Here is a 371-nt window from a genome sequence, read left to right on the forward strand (position 1 = left end):
GACGCCGAGGCCAAGGAAAAGAAGATCGGCAACCCGTTCTCGCTGACGCCCGACGATCCGGAACCGCTGTCGACGCTGCCGCTGATCGTCGTCGTGATCGACGAGCTGGCCGACCTGATGATGGTCGCCGGCAAGAAGATCGAGGAGCTGATCGCCCGGCTCGCGCAGAAGGCGCGCGCGGCCGGCATCCATCTGATCCTCGCGACCCAGCGCCCGTCCGTCGACGTGATCACCGGCCTCATCAAGGCCAACATTCCAACGCGTGTCGCGTTCCAGGTGTCGTCGAAGATCGACTCGCGCACGATCCTCGACCAGATGGGCGCCGAATCGCTGCTCGGCCAGGGCGACATGCTGTTCCTGCCGCCGGGCAC

Annotated in this window: 1 protein-coding gene; it reads left to right on the forward strand. The window is 66.0% G+C overall.

Annotation, left to right across the window (positions count from 1 at the left end; all coding sequences use genetic code 11):
- A partial coding sequence (locus SB725_RS30300; protein ID WP_410923041.1) for an FtsK/SpoIIIE domain-containing protein occupies positions 1-371 on the forward strand: 371 nt, incomplete at both ends.

The organism is Pseudomonas sp. SIMBA_041 (assembly GCF_046535095.1).
GTDB lineage: Bacteria > Pseudomonadota > Gammaproteobacteria > Pseudomonadales > Pseudomonadaceae > Aquipseudomonas > Aquipseudomonas mucoides.